This is a genomic window from Luteibacter jiangsuensis (assembly GCF_011742555.1).
GTDB classification, from domain to species: Bacteria; Pseudomonadota; Gammaproteobacteria; order Xanthomonadales; family Rhodanobacteraceae; genus Luteibacter; species Luteibacter jiangsuensis.
Window position 1 is genome coordinate 14,249 of sequence record NZ_JAAQQR010000010.1, and the last position, 20,406, is coordinate 34,654.

At 65.3% G+C, this 20,406-nt stretch carries 28 protein-coding genes; 13 read left to right on the forward strand and 15 right to left on the reverse strand.

The genetic code is table 11. The annotated features are described in order from the left end of the window. The first annotated feature begins 115 nt into the window (after window positions 1–115). The 3 genes from HBF26_RS16960 to HBF26_RS16970 all read left to right on the forward strand — a co-directional run bounded on the left by HBF26_RS16960 (window position 116) and on the right by HBF26_RS16970 (window position 1,466). Window positions 116–271, forward strand: coding sequence for a DUF3309 family protein (locus HBF26_RS16960; protein WP_167022543.1), 156 nt, complete (start codon window positions 116–118; stop codon window positions 269–271). A gap of 228 nt (window positions 272–499) precedes the next feature. Continuing rightward, on the forward strand, window positions 500–1,105 hold the full coding sequence (locus HBF26_RS16965) for a DNA-3-methyladenine glycosylase (protein ID WP_167129127.1): 606 nt from the start codon (window positions 500–502) through the stop codon (window positions 1,103–1,105). Window positions 1,106–1,193: 88 nt separating this feature from the next. After that, window positions 1,194–1,466, forward strand: a complete 273-nt coding sequence (locus HBF26_RS16970) for a DUF2845 domain-containing protein (protein WP_167129129.1) — start codon at window positions 1,194–1,196, stop codon at window positions 1,464–1,466. A gap of 15 nt (window positions 1,467–1,481) precedes the next feature. On the opposite strand, the gene HBF26_RS16975 is transcribed toward HBF26_RS16970, so the two are convergent. After that, on the reverse strand, window positions 1,482–3,119 hold the full coding sequence (locus tag HBF26_RS16975; protein ID WP_167129131.1) for a methyl-accepting chemotaxis protein: 1,638 nt from the start codon (window positions 3,117–3,119) through the stop codon (window positions 1,482–1,484). Window positions 3,120–3,456: 337 nt separating this feature from the next. On the opposite strand from HBF26_RS16975, the gene HBF26_RS16980 reads away from it, so the two are divergent. The 9 genes from HBF26_RS16980 to HBF26_RS17020 all read left to right on the forward strand — a co-directional run bounded on the left by HBF26_RS16980 (window position 3,457) and on the right by HBF26_RS17020 (window position 11,621). Continuing rightward, window positions 3,457–4,035, forward strand: coding sequence for a sigma-70 family RNA polymerase sigma factor (locus tag HBF26_RS16980; protein ID WP_338039699.1), 579 nt, complete (start codon window positions 3,457–3,459; stop codon window positions 4,033–4,035). Continuing rightward, window positions 4,032–4,691, forward strand: a complete 660-nt coding sequence (locus HBF26_RS16985; RefSeq protein WP_167129135.1) for a ChrR family anti-sigma-E factor — start codon at window positions 4,032–4,034, stop codon at window positions 4,689–4,691. Before HBF26_RS16980 ends, HBF26_RS16985 begins: the two co-directional genes overlap by 4 nt. 128 nt (window positions 4,692–4,819) lie before the next feature. Then, window positions 4,820–5,770: an acyl-CoA desaturase gene (locus HBF26_RS16990; RefSeq protein ID WP_167129136.1), complete on the forward strand. Its 951-nt coding sequence runs from the start codon at window positions 4,820–4,822 to the stop codon at window positions 5,768–5,770. 3 nt (window positions 5,771–5,773) lie between these two features. After that, window positions 5,774–7,072 carry an NAD(P)/FAD-dependent oxidoreductase gene (locus HBF26_RS16995; RefSeq protein WP_167129138.1) on the forward strand — a complete coding sequence of 433 codons (1,299 nt, stop codon included), beginning with the start codon at window positions 5,774–5,776 and terminating at the stop codon, window positions 7,070–7,072. Beyond that, a complete protein-coding gene (locus HBF26_RS17000) occupies window positions 7,069–7,869 on the forward strand; it encodes a DUF1365 family protein (RefSeq protein ID WP_167129140.1) in 801 nt (266 codons plus the stop codon). The genes HBF26_RS16995 and HBF26_RS17000 overlap by 4 nt, the downstream gene beginning before the upstream one ends. Window positions 7,870–7,891: 22 nt before the next feature. Continuing rightward, complete coding sequence (locus tag HBF26_RS17005; protein ID WP_167129142.1) at window positions 7,892–9,160, forward strand: SAM-dependent methyltransferase; 1,269 nt, start codon at window positions 7,892–7,894, stop codon at window positions 9,158–9,160. A gap of 11 nt (window positions 9,161–9,171) precedes the next feature. After that, window positions 9,172–9,954: a DUF1295 domain-containing protein gene (locus HBF26_RS17010; protein WP_167129144.1), complete on the forward strand. Its 783-nt coding sequence runs from the start codon at window positions 9,172–9,174 to the stop codon at window positions 9,952–9,954. Continuing rightward, window positions 9,951–11,033 (forward strand): SAM-dependent methyltransferase, encoded by a 1,083-nt coding sequence (locus tag HBF26_RS17015; RefSeq protein WP_167129146.1) that lies wholly within the window; start codon window positions 9,951–9,953, stop codon window positions 11,031–11,033. The genes HBF26_RS17010 and HBF26_RS17015 overlap by 4 nt, the downstream gene beginning before the upstream one ends. Window positions 11,034–11,060: 27 nt before the next feature. Further along, window positions 11,061–11,621, forward strand: coding sequence for a lipocalin family protein (locus HBF26_RS17020; protein ID WP_167129148.1), 561 nt, complete (start codon window positions 11,061–11,063; stop codon window positions 11,619–11,621). Window positions 11,622–11,803: 182 nt separating this feature from the next. Here HBF26_RS17020 and HBF26_RS17025 read toward each other — a convergent pair whose 3' ends face one another. Genes HBF26_RS17025 through HBF26_RS17040 form a run of 4 tightly spaced genes read right to left on the reverse strand, consistent with a single transcriptional unit; the run spans window position 11,804 to window position 14,274 of the window. Then, a complete protein-coding gene (locus tag HBF26_RS17025; protein ID WP_167129150.1) occupies window positions 11,804–12,958 on the reverse strand; it encodes a site-specific integrase in 1,155 nt (384 codons plus the stop codon). Next, window positions 12,955–13,164 (reverse strand): hypothetical protein, encoded by a 210-nt coding sequence (locus tag HBF26_RS17030; RefSeq protein ID WP_167129152.1) that lies wholly within the window; start codon window positions 13,162–13,164, stop codon window positions 12,955–12,957. Before HBF26_RS17030 ends, HBF26_RS17025 begins: the two co-directional genes overlap by 4 nt. Next, on the reverse strand, window positions 13,161–13,589 hold the full coding sequence (locus HBF26_RS17035) for a hypothetical protein (RefSeq protein WP_167129154.1): 429 nt from the start codon (window positions 13,587–13,589) through the stop codon (window positions 13,161–13,163). Before HBF26_RS17035 ends, HBF26_RS17030 begins: the two co-directional genes overlap by 4 nt. Next, on the reverse strand, window positions 13,573–14,274 hold the full coding sequence (locus HBF26_RS17040; RefSeq protein WP_167129156.1) for an ASCH domain-containing protein: 702 nt from the start codon (window positions 14,272–14,274) through the stop codon (window positions 13,573–13,575). The genes HBF26_RS17035 and HBF26_RS17040 overlap by 17 nt, the downstream gene beginning before the upstream one ends. Between HBF26_RS17040 and HBF26_RS17045 the strand changes: the two genes are divergently transcribed. Continuing rightward, window positions 14,273–14,497 carry a hypothetical protein gene (locus HBF26_RS17045; protein WP_167129158.1) on the forward strand — a complete coding sequence of 75 codons (225 nt, stop codon included), beginning with the start codon at window positions 14,273–14,275 and terminating at the stop codon, window positions 14,495–14,497. The two genes, HBF26_RS17040 and HBF26_RS17045, sit on opposite strands and share 2 nt — an antisense overlap. A 2-nt stretch (window positions 14,498–14,499) precedes the next feature. On the opposite strand, the gene HBF26_RS17050 is transcribed toward HBF26_RS17045, so the two are convergent. From HBF26_RS17050 to HBF26_RS17095, 10 genes are read right to left on the reverse strand one after another with little or no spacing between them, the layout of a single operon-like run. Continuing rightward, entirely contained in the window at window positions 14,500–14,760 is a 261-nt protein-coding gene (locus HBF26_RS17050; protein WP_167129159.1) for a hypothetical protein, read from the reverse strand. Beyond that, window positions 14,757–14,984 (reverse strand): hypothetical protein, encoded by a 228-nt coding sequence (locus HBF26_RS17055; protein WP_167129161.1) that lies wholly within the window; start codon window positions 14,982–14,984, stop codon window positions 14,757–14,759. The genes HBF26_RS17050 and HBF26_RS17055 overlap by 4 nt, the downstream gene beginning before the upstream one ends. Then, entirely contained in the window at window positions 14,981–16,150 is a 1,170-nt protein-coding gene (locus HBF26_RS17060) for a hypothetical protein (RefSeq protein ID WP_167129163.1), read from the reverse strand. The genes HBF26_RS17055 and HBF26_RS17060 overlap by 4 nt, the downstream gene beginning before the upstream one ends. Before the next feature lie 8 nt (window positions 16,151–16,158). Continuing rightward, the gene (locus tag HBF26_RS17065; protein WP_167129165.1) at window positions 16,159–16,620 is read right to left on the reverse strand and encodes a hypothetical protein; all 462 of its coding nucleotides are present in this window, start codon (window positions 16,618–16,620) and stop codon (window positions 16,159–16,161) included. After that, window positions 16,617–17,189 (reverse strand): hypothetical protein, encoded by a 573-nt coding sequence (locus tag HBF26_RS17070; protein WP_193569952.1) that lies wholly within the window; start codon window positions 17,187–17,189, stop codon window positions 16,617–16,619. Before HBF26_RS17070 ends, HBF26_RS17065 begins: the two co-directional genes overlap by 4 nt. Continuing rightward, the gene (locus HBF26_RS17075; protein ID WP_167129167.1) at window positions 17,186–17,371 is read right to left on the reverse strand and encodes a hypothetical protein; all 186 of its coding nucleotides are present in this window, start codon (window positions 17,369–17,371) and stop codon (window positions 17,186–17,188) included. Before HBF26_RS17075 ends, HBF26_RS17070 begins: the two co-directional genes overlap by 4 nt. 2 nt (window positions 17,372–17,373) lie before the next feature. Further along, a complete protein-coding gene (locus HBF26_RS17080; RefSeq protein ID WP_167129169.1) occupies window positions 17,374–17,616 on the reverse strand; it encodes a hypothetical protein in 243 nt (80 codons plus the stop codon). A gap of 2 nt (window positions 17,617–17,618) precedes the next feature. Then, the gene (locus HBF26_RS17085; RefSeq protein WP_167129171.1) at window positions 17,619–18,194 is read right to left on the reverse strand and encodes a FaeA/PapI family transcriptional regulator; all 576 of its coding nucleotides are present in this window, start codon (window positions 18,192–18,194) and stop codon (window positions 17,619–17,621) included. After that, on the reverse strand, window positions 18,191–19,504 hold the full coding sequence (locus tag HBF26_RS17090; RefSeq protein ID WP_167129173.1) for a DNA-methyltransferase: 1,314 nt from the start codon (window positions 19,502–19,504) through the stop codon (window positions 18,191–18,193). Before HBF26_RS17090 ends, HBF26_RS17085 begins: the two co-directional genes overlap by 4 nt. Continuing rightward, the gene (locus HBF26_RS17095; RefSeq protein WP_167129175.1) at window positions 19,501–20,406 is read right to left on the reverse strand and encodes a recombination-associated protein RdgC; all 906 of its coding nucleotides are present in this window, start codon (window positions 20,404–20,406) and stop codon (window positions 19,501–19,503) included. The genes HBF26_RS17090 and HBF26_RS17095 overlap by 4 nt, the downstream gene beginning before the upstream one ends.

The following is a 20,406-nucleotide window of genomic DNA, read 5'->3' on the forward strand; positions in this document are numbered from 1 at the left end:
CCGTTCCCGGCCTTCCCATCGCTGAACGGGACACGCGAAAAGCGCCTTTGCGTCACGCGTTCTAGACGGTATGACGCGCGAGGATGCGGCCACCGAACCACGGCGGAGACGCGCAATGCTTTTCACCATCCTCATCATCGTTCTGATCATCGCCCTCATCGGCGGCCTGCCCACCTGGGGCTACTCCAGCGGCTGGGGCTACGGCCCGAGCGGCGGCATTGGCGTGATCCTCGCCATCGTGCTGATCTGCTGGCTGCTGGGCGTGTTTTGATGTGTGAACAGTGAACAGTGAACAGTGAACAGTGAACAGTGAACCGTAGGGCTGCCACTTACGGTTCGCTGCTTCACGGTTTACTCTTCCGGCCATGCCACGACCATTTCGTCCCGTACCCGATACCGAGACGCCTCATCCCGGCACCGCGCCGCCGCCGCTGGAGCACGAGCCTGTGGAACGGCCCGGGCCTGACCCGGACACCGACGGCGAGCCTGTGGAGCCCTGATGTCCTCGCGTCGACCTCGTTGGCCCGGCGCCGTGCTTCCCCGCTCCTTCTTCCATCGCGACGCGCGTGTCGTCGCTCCCGAGCTTCTGAACAAGGTGCTGGCGTGCGCCGATGGGCGGGCAGGGCGCATCGTGGAGGTGGAAGCATACGTCGGGGCCATCGACCCGGCCGCGCATACGTTTCGCGGTAAGACCAAACGCAACGCCGTCATGTTCGGGCCGCCCGGCCATATGTATGTGTATTTCACGTACGGCATGCACTGGTGCTGCAACACCGTTTGCGGCGATGAGGGCGAAGGCTCGGGTGTGCTCATCAGGGCGCTCGAACCTCTGTCGGGCATCGAACTGATGCGCGAGGCACGGCCCAAGGTCCGGCGCGATCGCGAACTGTGCAGCGGCCCGGCCCGCCTGACCCAGGCACTGGGCATCACGGGCGACCAGAATGGCATCGACCTCGTGCGGGCGCGGGACGGCTACACCGTGCTCGACGACGGCATGCCGCCACCGGACAACGTGCCCGGTTCGGCCCGCATCGGCATCCGCGAAGGGACAGACCTGCTCTGGCGATGGCTCGTCGCGGGCAATCCCCACGTGTCCCGGGCCTGACGAACCGCCGCCCCAGGCGCCGGTCGCTTGGACCGGACGCGGTAAGCGATATACCCTCCGCACATCCCCAGCCTGACAAGGAGCCGCCATGAAGCGCGCCGTCGTCGCACTCGTCCTCGCCTCGCTCGCCATCACCGCCACTGCGGCCGACACGTATCGTTTCGGCTCCCAGGTCATCTCCACCGGCGACAGCGAAGGCCGCCTGCGCCAGGTGGCCGGCAAGCCCGACCGCGAAACGCCCATCGAAACCCGCCGCGGCGGGCTCCAGGGCTATCGTCTGGAGTATTACCGCCGCGGCAAGTCGGTGCAGATCGAAGTGATCGACGGCAGGGTGGCTTCGATCACGCAACTGGAGAACTGAAACAGGGCTGCATCGTCAGAATTCGTTCCACACCGCTTCCTCCAGGACCCGCTCTTGACGGGGAGCGGCAGGCGGCGGCACCGGAGCGGGGCGCCGTACTTCGGGGGCGACGTCAGCCTCCATGCCCGTGATCCGGAAGAACGCGACCTGCCGCATCAGTTCTTCGGCCAGGTCCGACATCTGTTTACTGGCCGCACTGGCTTCTTCGACGAGCGCGGCGTTCTGTTGGGTGACCTCGTCCAGCGCCGTCACGGCGTCATTGACCTGCTCGATGCCGGCCGATTGCTGAAGCGATGCGGCGGCAATGTTGTTGACGATGCTGCTCACGCGGGTAGCACTGCTGCCGATCTCTGCCAGGACCTGTCCGGTGCGTCCGACCAGGACGGAGCCGCCGTCGACGCGATCCGCCGCTTCGGCAATCAGCCGCTTGATGTCGCGTGCCGCCGTGGCACTGCGCTGGGCCAGCGAGCGTACCTCCGACGCGACGACAGCGAAGCCGCGGCCTTGTTCGCCTGCGCGAGCGGCTTCCACCGCCGCATTGAGCGCAAGCAGGTTCGTCTGGAACGCGATCTCGTCGATGAGAACCGCGATATCGGCAACGTTGCGGCTGGTACGGGTGATTTCGCTCATGGCAGCCACGGCCTCGTCCGCCACGCCCTTTCCGAGCAGTGCCTCGTCCTGGAGCGTCGAGGTGAGAGCGCGCGCGGTGGCGGCACCCTCCGAGTTCTCTCGGACGGTCGCGGTCATTTCTTCCATCGACGCCGCCGTCTCTTCCAGCGAAGACGCCTGTTCCTGCGTGCGGCTGGAAAGGTCGTCCGTGCCGGCCGACACGTCGCGCGCGGCGTAGGCAACCTGCTGGGCATTGCTGCGCACCTGGCTCACGATGCTGGTCAACTGTTCGTCCATGGCCGTCAAGGCACGCAGCGTGTGGCTCAGTTCGTCGCTGCCGGTGACCTCGAGCTTGTGGTTCAGCTCGCCCTGACTGATGCGGTGGGCGAGATCCCGCGCGCGCAGCAGCGGACGCATGACGGCTCGCGCGAGTGCCCAACCCAAGGCGAGCACGACAAGTGCAGCGCCCAGCAATACAGCAAGGGTGACCCAGACCGTGCGCTGCTCACGGACACCTGCCTCGTCGAATCCTGCCTTTGCCTGACCCTTGTTCACCGACACAAGCGCGGCGATTTGCCCGGCCGCCTGTTCCAGGACGGGAGCGACATGCTGAATGTGATAGGCAACGCCGTCCTTGTCGCCGTGACCGAGTTTCTCGAGCAGCAATCCCATCTGCTCTTCCGCCGCGCCACGCGAGGCGATGAACGCTTTCGCCTGAGCACGCTCGTCTTCGCTCGTCACCAGGGCTGGGTAATACGCGCCCCAGTCCTTGTCCAGCCTGTCATGCGCTGCCGCGACCCGTTGCTTGGCGTTTGCCACCGACTCCGGGGTGCCGACGATCATCGCCCGGTTCACGGCGTTACGTTGTTCCGCAAGGTCGTCGCGTACGTCCGTGACGTGGACGATGGGCATGAGGTTTGTGTTGTACATCGCCTCCAAGCTGGCTTGGGTCCGATTGAGGGCGGCCAGCCCGGTGAGACCTACGGCGATGGCGGCAAGAAGGGCCGCGGCCATGGTGATCACGATTCGCCATTTGATGGTCATGCTTTTGCCTGCACTGAGTGTGTAAGTGCTAACGGCAGACCGAGGTCATGCTTTAGGTGAAAAGGCGACGTAAGTGGCTGATGCGACGAGTGAATCTACACATTGCTTAGGTGCGCCTTACGTCCGGTCGCGGCCACCCATCTCGTTCGCCAACCACGGAGGGCGCAGTGCCTTCCGCGCGGGTGAATCCAAAACGCCGCTTGGGCCGTATCAGGAAGATGGGCAGCCCTGGCAATCGGCGGCTCCTTTCTCCCGGGCGCCATGAGTGGAAACTTTGCGTATGATCGGCTTGGTCACAACTGTTTCCGGGGTGGTGCCTTTCGGGGCGAGGCGATCCGTGACTCATGCGATCAACAATACCCCGCTCGACGCACACTACTGGTCGGCGCAGATGTCGGCCGTCTCGGCGCAGCGCGACCGCGCCAGCTTCATGCGCATCTACGACCATTTCGCGCCACTCCTGAAGCGTTACCTGCGCAACCTGGGCGTGCCCGATCCGGAGGCGGACGAGCTGGTTCAGGAAGCATTGCTGACATTGTGGCGAAAGGCGGGCATGTTCGATCCGACACGCGCCAGCCTGTCCACGTGGCTGTTCCGCGTGGCGCGCAATCTTTACATCGACCACGTGCGGCGAGAGCCGCACTGGTTGCCGGTCCAGGAAGGTCTGGACCGCCTCGATCACGCCGAATCGGTGCGAATCGACTCACAGCCGGAGTCGTCCCTCGATCAGGACCTCCTTCTTCAAGCGATCGATCGTCTTCCGGCCATACAGGCGAAGCTGGTTCGCATGTGTTATCTCGAAAGCAAAAGCCACAGCGAGATCTCCTCTGAACTGGACATGCCGCTGGGTTCGGTCAAGTCGTCGTTGCGGCGCGCTTTTGCGAAATTGCAGCGCAGCATGAGGGCGCCGCGATGAAGCCGACTCATCATCTGGATGATGCCACCGTGCTCAGCTACTCCTCCGGCGCGCTGCCCGGGGCACTCGCGGTGGTCGCCTCCGCGCATCTGGAGCGCTGCGCCACCTGTCGCGACAGGCTGCTCGACGCCGACCGGATCGGCGGCCTGCTGTTACAGCAGCAGCGCGTCGAACCCCCGACGGAAGAGGCACGCTCCGCCATGCTGGCCCGGCTCGACAGCGAACCGGTCATCGCACCGGAGCAGGTCGGAGACATGGTGGAGGATCACGACCCTGACCGGCTCCCCCATGCGCTGCACCCTTGGTTCGGCCATTCCATGCGTGCCTTGCGCTGGCGCCGCGTGGCCCCGGGTGTGCAGCGCATCCGCGCGACCGGCATCGGCGGCGGCGACCTGATGCTTTTGCGCATCGCCCCAGGCAGCAAGCTGCCGCTGCACAGCCACGGGGGCAGCGAACTGACCATGATCCTCGATGGCGCCTACGATGACATGCTCGGTCATTTCGGTCCGGGCGATGTGGCCGATCTGGACGGCGAGATCCTTCATCAGCCGGTGACGTCGCCGGGCGTGCCGTGCATCTGCGTGGCAGCCACGGACGCGCCGCTCAAGTTCTCCGGCTGGGTTGCCCGCGCGCTGCAACCTCTGTTCGGATTCTGAGCCGCCAGCGGCACAGCTTTTATTAGCCAGCTGCCGCGCGCCGAAGGGAAGGGCTGGTCGGCACACAAGGTCGGGTGCATCCAATCGCCGCCGCCATGCGTATCTGTCATGAGCGCACAGGAACCGCGATGGACAATGCCCCGAAAACTTCCAGCCCCAAGCCGTCGCTACGGCGGTTGCGCCAGTGGTTCGACGCCGGCGCGGTCGCGCTGCCGGCGGACGATCCGCGTGCCGACCGCATCGACTGGCTGCGAGCGGCCCCCTTCCTGGCGATGCACTTCGCCTGCGCTGGAGTGATCTGGGTCGGTGTGTCGCCCATTGCCCTGATCGTGGCGGCCACGCTTTATGCGGTTCGGATGTTCGCCATCACGGGGTTTTACCATCGCTATTTCTCGCATCGCACGTTCCAGACGTCGCGTCGCGTCCAGTTCGTGTTCGCCCTGATAGGCGCGTCTTGCGTGCAGCGTGGACCGCTTTGGTGGGCGGCGCACCACCGCCACCATCATCGGCACGCCGATACCGCGCTGGATCCTCATTCGCCCGGCGTGCACGGCTTCGTGTGGAGCCATGTGGCTTGGTTCCTTACGCCGCGCAACTTCCGCACCGATCTGTCTCGCGTGCCCGACCTGGCGAAATATCCGGAGCTGCGCTGGCTGGACCGATTCGACATCGCCGTTCCCGTCGCGCTGGCCGTGGGTCTCTACGCGCTCGGCGTCCTGCTCCATCGCGTCGCTCCGCAGCTCGGCACCAGCGGGGGGCAGATGCTCGTCTGGGGGTTTTTCATTTCCACGGTTGTACTTTTCCACGCCACCGTGACGATCAACTCCCTGGCGCATCGCTTCGGCAAGCGTCGCTTCGAAACAAGGGACGACAGCCGCAACAACCTCTGGCTGGCCCTGCTGACCTTCGGAGAGGGCTGGCACAACAACCATCATTTCTTCCCTGGATCCTGTCGCCAGGGCTTTCGCTGGTGGGAAGTGGATGTCACCTGGTACGTGCTCAAGCTGATGTCCGCTCTTGGACTGGTGCACGGACTCAAGCCGATACCGGCGTGGGTCATGGCCAAGGCGAGGGGCTGAGCCATGCGTATCGCCGTGGTTGGATCGGGCATCTCCGGGCTGGCGTCTGCATGGTTGTTGTCGCGTAAGCACGACGTGACGCTGTTCGAAGCCGACGGCTATATCGGCGGGCACACGCACACCCATGACATCGAGCAGAAAGGTCGCCGTTTCCGGATCGACAGCGGTTTCATCGTGCACAACCCAGATCACTATCCGCTGCTGACGCGTATGTTCGACGATCTGGGTGTGACGTCGCAGCCGACCACCATGAGTTTCTCGGTGCACAGCGAGGCCAGCGGTCTGGAATACAACGCCAGCACGCTGGACTCGCTCTTCTGCCAAAGGCGGAATCTGCTTTCGCCGCGCTTCCTGGGGATGGTTCGCGATCTGGTGCGGTTCTACCGCGAGGCACCGGCGCTTCTGCTACAGCCGGACGACACGATCACACTGGGCGCTTACCTGGACAAGCAGCGCTATGGCGCGGCGTTTCGCGACGAGCACCTGATCCCGATGGCGTCCGCGCTGTGGTCGTCGCCGGCGACGCAGATTCTCCAGTTCCCGGCGCGCTACCTCGTGCAGTTCATGGCCAACCACCAGATGCTGCAGGTCAGCGGGCGCCCGCAGTGGCGCGTGGTGCAGGGTGGCTCTTCGACCTATGTGGCGGCGCTGCGGGCGCGCTGGTCTGTCCGCGAACGACTGAACTGCCCGGTGTTCTCGGTCCGTCGCGACCACGGCCTCGTTTGCATTCAAAGCGCCGCCGGCGACGAGCATTTCGACCAGGTGGTGCTGGCCTGCCACAGCGATCAGGCGCTGCGCCTGCTGTCCGACGCGAGCGAGCGTGAGCAATCGATCCTGGGCGCGATGACCTATCAGGCGAACGACACGGTGCTGCATACCGACACCCGCGTTCTGCCTCGGCGGCGCAAGGCGTGGGCGGCGTGGAATGCCTGGGTGCCGCGTGACGCCGGAGCTGCCTGCACGGTGAGCTATTGCATGAACCTTCTGCAGGGAATCGACTCGGCGGAACCGTTCATCGTTACGCTGAACCGAAGCGAGGCCATCGCGCCTGACAAAGTGCTGGCACGCATGCGCTACCACCACCCTGTATATACGCGGGCCTCGGTACGTGCGCAGTCGCGAAAGGCCGAGATCCAGGGCAGGAGCGGTACCTGGTTTGCCGGCGCTTACTGGGGCTGGGGCTTCCATGAAGACGGCATGCGCAGCGCGGTCGAGGTGGCGGCTGCGCTGGGAGTCCATTGGCCGTCCGACACCGCGGCGGGCGCCGTGGGGGAAGCGCATGGGCTGGAGGCGGCGGCGTGACGGCGAAGGCCGCCAGTACAGCGCTCCCCTGGGCCAGCGCCGTCTATGAGGGCGTCGTGCGCCATCGTCGCCATGCGCCGCATCCGCACGCTTTCACCTATCGCATGGCGCAGCTTTATCTTGATCTCGACGAGGTCGAGCAGGTCTTCCGCGGACGCTGGCTGTGGTCGGCCACGCACGCCAACGTGGCACAGTTCCGCCGCAGCGATTACCTCGGCCCCGATGATCTGCCGCTGGTCGAGGCCGTGCGCCGTCGCGTCGAACAGGCCACCGGTCGGCGGCCGATGGGGCCGATTCGTCTGCTGACTCACCTGCGCTACTTCGGGCTGGTCTTCAATCCGGTCAGCTTTTACTACTGCTTCGCCGAGGACGGCCAGACCCTGGTCTCGGTGCTGGCCGAGATCACGAATACCCCCTGGAAGGAACGGCACGCGTATGTACTGCCGGTCGACGGCGCCATCGATAGGGATGGCGCACTGCACTGGCATTTTTCCAAGACGTTTCACGTCTCGCCGTTCATGGCAATGGACTGCGAGTACGACTGGCGACTCAACATGCCGGACGAGCACTTGCGGGTGCACATGAATGTGCTGCGCGAAGGACGGCGAGAGTTCGATGCCACGTTGAGCCTCGAACGGCGTGCACTCTCCCCCGGATCGCTGGCGCGCGTGCTCTGGCGCTACCCCTTGATGACCGCGCAGGTGGTCGGGGCGATCCACTGGCAGGCGCTTCGGCTCTGGTTGAAACGGAATCCGGTCCACGATCACCCCGCGCTGCATGCGCGTGGTCCCGAATGACATTGCTTCCCCGAGGTTTGCCATGAACGAGATCGCCACACCCGTCGCGCAGGAAGCCGCCCCGTTCGGCGCCCTTGATCGCTTCCTGCGTCGACAATTGCTCGACCGCATGCGCGGGCTGCGCCATGGCCGTCTGGTGCTTCACGACGCCTGCGGTTCGGTGGAGTTCGGCGACCCCGCGAATGTCCAGACGGATCTGCAGATCCGTCTGCAGGTGAAGGACCCCGCCTTCTATCGCGCCGTTGCCCGTCGTGGCAGCGTCGGCGCTGGCGAGTCCTATATGGACGGTCAATGGAGTTGCGACAACCTTGTGGGCCTGATTCAGCTGCTTGTCCGCAATCGCGATCTCCTCGACGGCATGGAAGGCGGGCTGGCACAACTGGGCGCCGTGGCCCTGCGCGCCTGGCATGCGCTTCGCCGCAACACGCGCAACGGCAGCCGGCGCAATATCTCTGCACACTACGATCTGGGCAACGATTTCTTCGCCTTGTTCCTCTCGCAGGATCTGATGTACAGCTCGGCTATCTGGGACGATCCCGCCGATACGCTGGACACGGCCTCGGCCCGCAAGCTCGAACAGATCTGCCGCAAGCTCGACCTGAAGCCCACCGACCGGGTGATCGAAATAGGTACCGGCTGGGGCGGCTTCGCGCTGTATGCCGCCAGGCACTATGGATGCCACGTCACCACGACGACGATCTCCCGCGAGCAGTTTGCGTTTGCCGGCAAGCGCGTCGCGGAGGCGGGCGTGGAGGCGCATGTCCAATTGTTGCTCCAGGACTATCGGGACCTCGAGGGCCAGTACGACAAGCTCGTCTCGATAGAGATGGTGGAGGCGATCGGCGCGCAGTATCTGGATACCTATTTCGAGAAGCTCGGTCGCTTGCTCAAGCCCGATGGGCTGGCGCTGGTGCAGGCGATCACGATCGAGGACCACCGCTACGAGCAGGCCCTGACGTCGGTCGACTTCATCAAGCGCCACGTGTTCCCCGGCAGCTTCATTCCGTCGATCAGTGCATTGATGGCAGCGAAGACCCGTGCCAGCGACCTGGCGCTGATCCGGATGGAGGACTTCGGAAGTTCTTATGCACTCACCCTCAAGGCCTGGCGTGAGCGTTTCATGGCGAAGTTGCCGCAGGTCCGCTCGCAAGGGTTCGACGAAAGGTTCATCCGCCTCTGGGAGTTCTATCTGTCCTATTGCGAAGGCGGGTTCCGGGAGCGCTCGATCGGCGTGGCCCATCTGCTGTTGGCCAAGCCCGGACACCGTCCGTCCGCGCGCGACCTCGGGTAAGGGACGTTTCCATGAGCATCGGGTGGCAATGTCTGATCCTGTGGCTGTTGGCGGCGACGGTCATGACCCTTGGCTGGCAGTGGCAGCGCAGTCGTTCCAATGCCGGTATCGTCGACGTGCTCTGGGCGGCGGGCGTAGGGGCCGGCGCCGTGCTCATGGCGCTCTTCGGCAGCGGTGCGCCGATGATCCGGGCAGCGCTCGCGATCCTCGGCGGCGTGTGGGGTATGCGCCTGGCCCGCCATCTGTGGAAGCGTGTGCGCGGTGAACCGGAGGACGGTCGCTACAAGCACCTGCGCGCGCACTGGAAAGGCGCGCAATGGAAATTCTTTGCTTTCTTCCAGTTCCAGGCCTTGCTGATCGTGCTGTTCGCGCTGCCTTTCGCAGCCGTGGCGAAAAATCCGCAGGTGTCCGTTGCATGGCTGGCCGCAGGTGCTGTCGTCTGGTTGCTCAGCGTGGTTGGCGAGTCGGTCGCCGATGGGCAGCTGGCGCGTTTCCGCGCGGACCCGGCGAACAAGGGGCGTACCTGCCGCGAGGGTCTGTGGCGGTACTCGCGCCACCCGAACTATTTCTTCGAGTGGCTGCACTGGTTCGCTTACGTCTTCCTTGCCGTCGGATCGCCTTTCTTCTGGCTGGCGTGGTCCGGCCCGTTGGTGATGTACGTCTTTCTGCGCTGGATCAGTGGCGTGCCATACACCGAGGCACAAGCCTTGCGCAGTCGCGGCGATGAGTACCGCGAATACCAGCGCAGCACACCGATGCTGATTCCCTGGTTTCCCAAGAGGTCGGAACAATGAACGTCGCCAAGCCTGCTCCCCACGAACGGTCCAACGAACGACCGGCTACCGGTCTGCTCGGCATGGCCGAACGCGGCCATCTTCCGGATGCCCTTTTGCGCCAGGGGATTCGACGCCTCTGCGCGCAGCGCCTGCGTGAAGAGCGGGACGGCGGCTTGGAGGCTCAGTCGGCGCGTTACGCCGAGCGCATCTCGATGTTGCGGAGCAGCCCGCTGGCGGTCCATACCGACGAGGCCAATGCGCAGCATTACGAGTTGCCGCCCGCATTCTTCGAGCTTTGTCTGGGCAAGCGCCTGAAGTACTCGGGGTGCTATTACCCCCGCGGCGACGAAACGCTGGATCAGGCGGAGGAGGCCATGCTCGAGCTGTACGGCGAGCGCGCCGAGCTGGCAGATGGCCAGTCCATCCTGGAACTGGGTTGCGGCTGGGGTTCGCTGACGTTGTGGATGGCGCAGCGCTATCCACACGCCCGGATCACCGCGGTGTCCAACTCGAGTTCGCAGCGTGAGCACATCGAGGGACAGTGTCGCGCGCGGGGGCTGGCCAATGTGCGGGTCATCACCTGCGACGTGAATACCCTGGAGCTCGATCCCGCCCAGTTCGACCGCTGCGTGTCCGTCGAGATGTTCGAGCACATGCGCAACTACGACATGCTCATGAGACGCATCGCCCTATGGCTGCGGCCGGGCGGCAAACTGTTCGTGCATATCTTTGCGCACCGGACCCTGATGTATCCCTTCGAGACCCAGGGCGACGACAACTGGATGGGCCGCCACTTCTTCACCGGTGGCCTGATGCCGGCATCGGACACGCTGCTGTGGTTCCAGTCTGTCCTGCACATCGAGCAGCGCTGGCATGTCGACGGTACGCATTACCAACGCACAGCCAACCATTGGCTGGCGAATCAGGACGCCCGGCGCGAGCAGGTCATGCATGTGCTGAGCCAGGCCTACGGTGCGAAGTCTGCATCGCTGTGGTTTCAGCGCTGGCGCATGTTCTGGATGTCGTGCGCCGAGTTGTTCGGGTACGCCGACGGCCAGGAGTGGCTGGTTGCGCATTACCGCTTCGTGCGGCCCTGAGTCCATTCCCACCCATAGGAACCCGCCATGAAACTGCCCAAAGCCCTGCTGCTGGCGTGTGCCGTGATGGTCAACACCAGTGCGTGCGCCACCAAGTTGCCGCCGATCGACCCGGTGGCCCACGTCGACCTGCCTCGTTACATGGGTAGCTGGTACGTGATCGCCGCCATTCCCACGCGTTTCGAGAAAGACGCGTACGATGCCGTCGAAACCTACACGCTGAAGCCCAATGGCGAGGTCGCGACCTTGTTCCATTTCCGCAAGGGCAGCTTCGATGGCAAGCTGAAAGAATTCCGCACCACCGGGATCGTGAAGCCGGGCACCGATAACGCGGTGTGGGGAGTGCGGGTGTTCTGGCCCCTGAAAGCACAATACGTCGTTGCCTACCTCAAGGACGACTACAGCCAGGTGATCGTGGCCCGGGACGCGCGCGACTACGTCTGGGTGATGGCGCGCACGCCGACGATTTCCGAGGCGGACTACGGCGCCCTGTTGAACAAGGTGAAGGCCCTTGGCTATCCGATGGACAAGATCCGCAAGGTGCCGCAGAGGCCACGTGGGGCCGATCTTGGGACGGGCGCCCGGTGAGAGCGTTGGCCAGAAACAAAAAAAACCAGCAATCGCTTGCTGGTTTTTCCGAATTTGGCGCCCGAAGTTGGACTCGAACCAACGACCCCCTGATTAACAGTCAAGTGAACGATGTAGATATTTCGCGAGCATGCAGGCGGCAAATTTACATAAATGACCTATCTACGCGGTAGATCGGTCAACTACTTAGCCGGCTTTTTTACACGCTTCCCGGCCACGTCGACGACCGGGATCGAGTGGTCGTAGTGGTGCACCATCTGCTGCGTCTTGTGGCCACTGGCCTGCTGCTTTTCAGCCGTGTCGCCCTCGGTGTCCGTGATGCCGCGATGCTTCAGCCCGTGCAGCCCGAAGCGTTGCTCCTCGACGATCAACCCGGCCTCCTTCGCTGCGGCCATCGCGCGCCGCCAGGCACTGCTCATCGCACCCTTCGATAGTGGGGCACCGTCTTCCGAGATGACCAGCGGCCGGTCCTTCGCCTGTAGCGGGATGGGCATGCGCTTCCGCGCCCAGACCTCGGTGCGCCTCGCCGCCAACCAGTCGCAAGCGTCACGCAGCTCCGCACTCCAGCGAACCAGGGTCGGACGGCTACCCTTCCTTCGAACGACCATCAGGCCCTCGTCCGTGACGCTGGCATCAGTCAGGTCGCGCACCTCGACGCCGCGCATGCGGCAGAGGTAAGCGAGCGCAGCCACCGCCCATACGTACGGCGCGAGCGAACCCTTCCGGCGGCCGGACATCGCGCCACGCGCGCGCAGGAACGCCGCCACGCCCTTCATGACGTCCTCCTCTGGCATTCGGTGCGCGCGGCGCTCCTTGGCCTGCGCGACGCCCTTCGCGGGGTTGCCGGCGCAATGGCCGCGCCGCACCCCCCAGTTGAAGGCCACGGACAGGTAGCGCTTGATGGCGTTCGCCTTCGTGGGGAACTCCTCGGCGATCTGATCGACCAGGCGCTGTAGCAGCGGCGTGGTTATCGTCGAGAGCGGCAATTTCGCGAAGGGGATGCCCAGCTTCGTTGGATGCTTCCGCAGCGCCTCGTGGGCGTAGGCGTAGCCCTCCTGCGTCGCGGCCGCCAGGCCTCGGAAGTGCGCGGAGCCGTCGAACTTGTCCAGCAGGTAGTCCAGGGTGTCCGTCTTCACCCCTCGGACGGCTTCCATGGCCTTGTGCAGGTCCGACATCAGGACATCGGCCTCGGCCACGCGGATCCGCTTCGCCGGCTTGCCGGCGAGCGTGTACCAGTAGCGATCGCGCCGGTTCCAATAGATACCGACCGGCAGCTTCTTCTGGTCGATGTGGCCGGGGATCGTGGGATCGAACCGGCGCTTACGTCCTCGCGTCAAAGCACGTCCTCCGTGCGGTAGCGCGGCTCGTTCGACGGCGTCAGGCCGAGGGCCGCATTAACGGCCTCGATCGTAGTCCAGGGGAGGGGGCCGGCCCCCAGTCGGATCCCTTGCTCGCTGGCCCACTTCCGCACGGCCGAGGGCTTCGTTTTGTGCGAGAGCCGGCAGAGGTCGTCGAAGTCGACGAGGTGGGTGTTACTGCTCACGGCTTCGCCGCCTCCTGGAACAGGTCGCCGGAAGCCTTGCGCGCCGCGATGGTGGCGCGCCGAGTCTCGGCATGGTGGTCTTTGTCGTAGGCGAGGTGGCACCGCTGGCACCACGCACGAAGGTTGTCGGGCTCACAGTTCTCGGGCTGGTGATCGAGGTGGCCTATCGTCAGCACGATGGTCACGTAGCGCCCGGCCGGGTAGTCCACCAGGTGGACCTGGCCGAGGGCCTCCCCAGTGATGGCATCGAACACCTCGCCCGTGTCGAGCATGTAGGTGGCGCCGCTGTCTTCCCTGCAGATGCGCTCGCCGTTGGGAACCTTGCACTGTTCGCAGCAGTTGCCGGCGCGTTCGAGGATGGCCGGCCGGATCTCGGTAAACCAGTTCGACGGGTAGCGAGCGCGGTTCTCAGGCTTGATCGGCACGCGGCACCTCCACGAGTCGAAACTCGATGCACCACACCCAGGGGTTGTCGGCCCAGGTCGTTCCCGGCTTGGCTAGCCCATCCCAGAGGTCGGCGAACTGCTGGCGCAGGTCCACCACGGCGTCGTGCTCGCGCAGGTGGCTGACCATGCCCTCGGCGATAGCCTGTTCGGCGGTGATGCCCTGCAAACGCTCCACGCGCACGGCGGTCACTTCAAGGGTGATCCGGCTGGCCCATCGAGGCATGTGGATGGCCGGCCGCCAGTGCGGGCCCGTGTCGTGGTCGCGGCATTGGGCGCAGCTCGGGCGGTCGCAGCACAGATCCGGCGCGGGGTCCGTGGCGCGGTAATGCGCCTGGGTCCACAGTGGCAGCAGGCCGTCTACGTCGTCGTCCGGCCTGCGCCGCACGGGCCGCCCGTCAGCGTGCGGCGGCTCGCCTCCTTCGACGTCGTGCTCTAGGGCGAAGGTCTCGCGCACCCACAGCCGGTCGCCGGGCGCGCCGTAGGGGCACGGATACCAGTAGTCAGTCGCGCGGTTGAGATCTTCGCGCCACGGCCACAGGGAGCCGTCATCGCGTTCCTCGATGCTCTGGTAAGTCGGCTTCACCACCCGCCGCGTCACGGTCTTGCGGCCTTCGAGGATGGCGTGCACCATCGGCGCACTGAAAAGGATGGGGAGTTCACGCATGGTCAGTACCTTCGGGAAGTACGAGCTGCACACGGGCTTCATGCGCATCGAGGCCGATGGGGTGGAATTCGCGGGAACCTGGTCGGCCTTCGAGATGCTGGAAGACGGGATGAAACGGCGAATCCAAGACGCGTGGACCACAGGGCGGTATCCGAACGAGATACTCGCCTCCCGGGCCGCCGAGGACGAGGGCACGGCGTTCATCCGCACGCTTCCTCCGTGACGTCATGACTGCACCGCCTTTGCCTTCTCGGCAGCCAGCTCGCCGGCGGCGTGCGCATTCGCGAGCACAACGAAGTCGGCGATCTCGTCGGGAAGCTCCAGGCCGTTCCCTACCTCGGGACTGATGCGCTCCCCGTCGGGATCGTATAGCGTGGGCACCGCCGCGCCGCGCTCCAGAGCAAGTTCGATGATGTAGCCGTCAGGGAGATCGCGGCAGGCCGCCTCTACCGCCTCGCCGATACGGTGAAAGAAGGTTGCACTCACGACCGCACCTCCCCATCCCCCGCCGTGGGGGTGTCCTTCGGTGCTGGCCTACGCTTGCCTTTCACCGCGCGCTTGGCCTCTTCGATCACATTCTCGTAGGCCATCTCAATCGCTTCTTCAGGCGTGAGGCCATACTGTTTTTCCGCACCCCGCCTCAGGCGCTCGGGCGACTGATAGCTGGCAATGCGTTTGAGCGCGTCGAAATAAGCGGCTTCGTTGCTCACGGTTTCACCTCCGGCGCGGCGGCGAGCATTTCAGCGTAGCGCTCGCCGAAGTCACCGATGAAGACTGTGGTTCGAGCGAAGGAAAGCGGCGGCTCGTCGGATTGGAACGCCGAGCGCATTTCCGGCGTAGGCTCGACCGGCACGAGCTTCCACCCCTCCGGCACCACCGCCCCGGCGCTGGGCGAGGCGAGGGCGGTGCGCGCCAGGCACGCGCTGCACGTGTGACCGGCATTCTCCGGCACCGGACGGCAGCCGCATGCTCCGGGACCGTGGTCGAGGTCGTGATCGACAAGAAGGGCGGTCAACGCGCGACGAAGCTCCGTCACCTCGCCATCCTTGCGGACCTGACATTGGGCGGTGAGGGTACGGATCACGCTTGCATAGCAATCATGCATGTCAGCCTGACTGTCATGGCCCAGCTTCCGCTGCGTATCGCGTTCGCGTTCGTGCCATTCGATCACGTTCGATAGCCCATCCGTCACCTCGGCAGGCGTGGCGCCACTGCCGTGCACGAAGCCCTGGTCGTAGCCGTCCGCGAAAGCCTTACGCACGACCGGATCGGGGCTGCACTCGTTGGTGTCCGGGTCCAGCTTCAGACCTTCCTCGGCAGGCGTGGCGACAGCCGGGCGCGGTGCACATAGGGCGGCTTCCACACGGGCCACCGCTCTCCCGAACGAAATCTGGTCGCTGGTATCGCCGTCGAAACCTTTGCGAGCAATAGGAAGAAGGGATCGAACAGCGGCCCTAAGTTCATCATCCTCGTCAAGCGCGGCACACCGAGAGTCGATGATGGCTCGTACCTCGTTACGCACGTTCAAACGCGCTCTGTGATGCCCACGCTGGTATTCCGACAGTGTGTTGAACTCGTCTAGGTCAATATCTGGCCACGCCACGGCTTGCTCTATCCGAGCCACCACCCCATCGCCCACCGCCTGCTCGGGCTTCGGCTGGGCATTTCGTTCCAACCAATCGTTGTGGCGAGCTACGTCGTACCCTTCACCACTCGGCTGCTCGGCAGGCTGGGAGGCGAGGCTGGCGATCATGGCGTTGAGGCTCGCAACGGCCTGACGCACGCGAGTGACGTGGAGTGAGACGCGCGATAGGTTGCCGCCAACTTGCGCGGTTTCCAGCAGGTTGCGGATGTCGGTGAGGGTCATCGTGCTCATGGTGATCCTTAGAACTTGCCCAGCAGCGGGACGACCTTCCCCGACTGGTAGGCGATGGAGACGGTGGGAGCGACCTCGTCGTGCACGGTGCGTCCGTTGGGCAGCACGATGTGCGCAAGGAACTCGGCTTCGAAGGTGGTGATGCCGGACTCGACGGCTTCGAGCTTGGCCTTGATGCAGAGCGCGAGGGCGCGCCACTTCTGGCGCACGGCCGCTTCGTAGGCCTTGGCCGCGTCGGCAGGGCTGCGTAGATGGTTGCGGCCTGGCGTGCGCGTGAACTCCGTCGCCTGCGGATTCGGCATCGGAAGCTCGAACTTCACCCGCCGATCGAAGGCCTCGAAGGCGATGATTGCGCGGTCCGGCGCGGAGCCGTACATGAAGGACGTGGCGCCGTAGCGGCGGAGCGTGGACTCGATCTCCGCGCGGCTCTTGTCGCTGCTCACGGTCGTGCCTTGGGCGTACTTCGTCATACCTTGACGGCCTTCTTCTTCGGCGGCGGCGGAGGTGTGGCCGGCCGCGCATAGGTGGGAGGTGGGTTGGTATTCGGCGCGCGGCGGAGTGCCGGGGAATCCGTCAAGGCTTCACACCCCGCGCCGATAGCGCCCGGGTCGCTGGGATCGGTGAACTTCTGCCAGGGCACCCAGCCGCTCATGCAGTGGAAGCCCCACTCGCGGAACCGTGGACCGGTGATGAATAGCGTCAGGCACGGCCCGTCCACCAGCTCGATGCGATGGGCGGTGCTGGCGCCTCGGGCCACGACGTCACCCTCGCAACGCTCGGTGCGCGTGTGGATGCCGCCGGCGTTGATCCGGTGCTCGACATAGCGGCCGGCCAGCAGCATGCTGACGTTCCACCACGGGTGGTCGTGGAGCGCGCGATCGTCGTCCGAGCGCATGAAGACGTGCAGGTAGACATTGAACAGCCGGTTGCGCGGGATCACCCACCAGCGGAGCAGGTAGGGGCGATCCTGGCCGCCGATGACAACATCGGGTGCGCGCTTCAGGGTGCGGGAGGCGAGGCGATCGAGGAAGCGCATCATGCCGGAACCTGCACAGCGGCGGCGTATTTGAACGCTTCGGGAAGCGTCTGGACGAGCGCGACGAGGTAGCCGTAGATAGTCACCTGAAGGAATGGATGCCAGCGTCCGTGCTCATCGAACCATCCCTCAACGGAATGGCTGATTCGCGGCTTCTGGGGCTTGGGGCGGATGGGCAGGTCCATGGTCATCCCTCCACCGCGTGCGGGATCTTGGCGTTGTCGATCGTGACCTCGGCGACCCACTCGCGCACGCCGCTATGTCCGATCTCACGCTCATCGAAGTAAACGGATTTCACTGCCTCGCGAGGCGTGTCGGCCATGCCGGCGGCATGAAGAACTGCGTTCGCCACCAATCGCTCCATCTCGGCGCGGGCGAACGTCATGGCGACCTTGGTCGTGTGTGTGTGCTGGATCGTGGGCTTAGCCATGGTCACTCCGAAATACCGTCTTCGACGAGACGGGCGTTGTAGGCGTCACGGATGCGCTGGCGCTGCTGCTCCGCGTCGAGGTCGAGGTCGTCCACCGCGGCAAGGGCGGACTGGAAGGCTTCCCGGGCTTCGCTGGTGGAGCAGTCGCGGGCCACGCCCAGGACGTCGCTCCAGTGCTGGCGCGCGGGACCTGGGGCGGGAGCCGTCACACCCTGACGGGGAGCCGTGGACGGCGAAGGCGTGGCGTGCACGGTCGGTACGAATGGCGGCAGGCTGATCGGCGCCGGCGGCGCCGCTGCAGGGCTGGGAGCCAGACCGACGAGCCACCAGCACGTCGACCCGCCTCGCGTGTCGTGGCGCAAGACCTTTCCCGCCTCCTGCAGCTTCTGCATGCGCCTGCGCGCTTGCGGAACCGACAGGCCAGCCTCACGAGCAACCTCGTCCAGGTGCGGCCCGGTGAGCACAGCGGTCCGGTCGCCGCAGCGGAACGGGTCAACTATCATCCAGCGGTTCGCGGCCTTCATGCACGCACGTGCCAGGGCCTTCTCGAACTCTTCGGGCGTGATGGTGGTGGTCATGCTGTCTTCTCGAACAGGCTGGTCTGGCGGGACGCCTCGTCGTGCTCGCGCTGCGCATCGGCGATCCGGGCGAGGGCGATAGCCGCGTAGTCACGGTCCATTTCCATGCCGATGAATCGCATGCCTTCGAGCACGGCGCCGCGGCCGGTACTTCCCGAGCCCAAGAACGGGTCAAGCACGACGCCGCCTGCCGGCGTGACCAGGCGACATAGGTAGCGCATCAGGTCGGTGGGCTTTACGGTCGGATGGTGGTTAGCGCGCTTGGGCGGCTCGTACCCCTCGTCGCGGCGCGTGATGTGCTGGCCAGAGGTATTCGAGACCATGCCTGCGGCGCGCTTCTCGAAGTCAGCCAGGCCGGCCTCGCGGTCTTTCGCCGTAGCCTTGGCGCAATAGAAGAAACGGGCGGCACTGCCACTATCGTTCCGCGCTGGCGCGTCTGGCGCGGCGGGCATATCGCCGTAGATGCCGCGCGACACGCGCTTACGGGATTGCCCGCGCAGATCGCCCTGCTGGCCCGGGGCGTCCGGGAAGTAAGCCACAACCGTATCGCTTCCGTCGTGGATGACGTTCGCTGGCCAGCGTCCCGCGATATCACCACCGCGCGGGCCGGGCGCCGCAGCGAAGTTGGTGGCGCCGTTCTCCGCGTACCGTGCGTTCGCGCTGGGCTGGCCTGCGCGGCCGCGGGGCGTGTGCTCATCGTGACGGCACGGGATCAACCCCGCGCCGGCGCGCAGGGTCTCATCGGTCGGGATGCGGCAGCCGTCGATGTCGAGGCCACCAGTGCCCCACTTGGCGAAGTTCTGCGCGACGGTGCCTTCAAGGGGCTTGCGGGCCATGACGACCGGCTCGTGCGCAGGCTTGCAGGCGGTGCCGCCCCATTCGCCGTTGTGCGACTTCGGAAAGCCGCTGCCGAAGATCCACATGATCTGATCGCGCACTTCAAAGCCTGCATCCTCGATGCCGCATGCCATGCGGTGGTATGTGCGCGGGCTGGCGAATGAGAGAAGCAGGCCGCCGGGCTTGAGCACGCGGAAGGCTTCTGCCGCCCAGGCTTCGCTGAACCGCTGGAATGCCTTCATTGCTTCCGGCGCAAGGTCGTACATTCCCGCTGCCGCTGCCTTGCCATTGCGCGTGCGTCCTGCCTCCGAACTGTCGGCGCTGGCATGCCTGCGTTCAATGTCCGCGCCATCCCACGCCTTGCCCATGAACCGGATGCCATAGGGCGGGTCGGTGACCACCGAATCGACGCTGTTGTCGGGCAGCGTGCGCATCAGTTCCAGGCAGTCGCCGGTGAGGATGGTGACGCTCATTCCGGCCTCGGCAGCTTGAAGATCTCGGCGAGCCGATCGAGCAGGCGCCGGTGTTCGAGAGCCATCAGGGCGAAGGTTGCATCCCGCTCCGCCTCGCCGCTCTCGGGCTCCGTCTTCTCGTCGAGCACCACGTCGGTGAACCGGACTTTGCGGATCACCAGGTCTTCGCCGAGCACGAAACTGATGCGGTCGTCGAAAGTCAGGCCGATGCGGAAGACCTGCTTTCCGGTGCGAATGTGCTCGCGCACCTCGTCGGTGTCCAGATCCTGCCGGCGGCAGCGGGCGACGGCGCCGTAGGCGGTAGCCGGGTAGCGCAGTTCGATCTCGTCACCCAGGGCGAAGCCCGCCGGCAGTTCGCCAGTGGCGACCCAGTGGGTCATGAGGATGCGGGGCGATTCCTCCGGCGCGAGCGGCACGGCGGGGAAGCTGCCGAGGGCTTCGCGCAGCTGGGACAGCAGGCCTTCTGCGGTCTTGCGGCTGGCGGTGTTCACCACGACCCAGCCGCCAGTGAGGTTGGTGTAGGCAGCCGTCAAGGTCTGACGGACGAAGGCTCGCGGCAGCAACTCGTTGAGCACGTCGTCCTTGATCTTCCTCCGCTCGCGCCCGCTGACCTTGCGGCCCTCGTTCTCGGCGATCTTCTGCACGCGGCTGGCCAGTTCGTCATTCACGACCGAAGGCGGGAGCATGCGGGACTCGCTGCCCACCATGACCATCGTGTCGTGGCCCACCATGTGCGTGAGGCGGTCGCCGCCACGTCCGAAGGGCGAGACAAACCCGCGCGTCGACATCTCCATCGGGCCCACGGCGCGCAGCTGGTGCTCGGGTAGCACATAGTCAAGGCGTGACAGGTCGTCAGCGACGGCCGGCGAGAAGCGGAACAGGGTGAGGTTGCGAAAGAACAT